At 67.1% G+C, this 519-nt stretch carries 1 protein-coding gene; it reads left to right on the top strand.

Annotation, left to right across the window (positions count from 1 at the left end; translation table 11 throughout):
* The coding region (locus PUN51_RS20890; RefSeq protein ID WP_275182390.1) for a 3-oxoacid CoA-transferase subunit A at window positions 1-519 on the top strand (519 nt) is incomplete at both ends.

The raw sequence follows: 519 nt of genomic DNA, 5'->3' as shown, positions 1-519 counted from the left end.
AGGACGGCTCCACCGTGATGATCGGCGGGTTCGGCAACGCCGGCCAGCCGTTCGAACTGATCGACGCGCTGCTGGACTGCGGCGCCACGGACCTGACCGTGGTGAACAACAACGCCGGCCAGGGGGACCAGGGCCTGGCCCTGCTGATCAAGGAAGGCCGGGTGAAGAAGATGATCTGCTCCTTCCCGCGGCAGTCCGATTCCTGGCACTTCGACGCCAAGTACAAGGCCGGCGACATCGAACTCGAACTCGTCCCGCAGGGCAACCTCGCCGAACGCATCCGCGCCGCGGGGGCCGGGATCGGCGGGTTTTTCACCCCCACCGGCTACGGCACCATGCTCGCCGAGGGCAAGGAAACCCGGATCATCGACGGCCGCGGCCACGTGTTCGAGACCCCCATCCACGCCGACGTCGCCCTCATCAAGGCCCTGAAGGCTGACGGCAAGGGCAACCTCGTCTACCGCAAGACCGCCCGGAACTTTGGCCCCATCATGGCAGCGGCCGCGAAGCACACCATCG

Origin of the sequence: Arthrobacter sp. NQ4 (assembly GCF_029077345.1) — a bacterium.
Taxonomy (GTDB): Bacteria; Actinomycetota; Actinomycetes; order Actinomycetales; family Micrococcaceae; genus Arthrobacter.
This window is presented reverse-complemented; position numbering and strand designations above follow the sequence as displayed.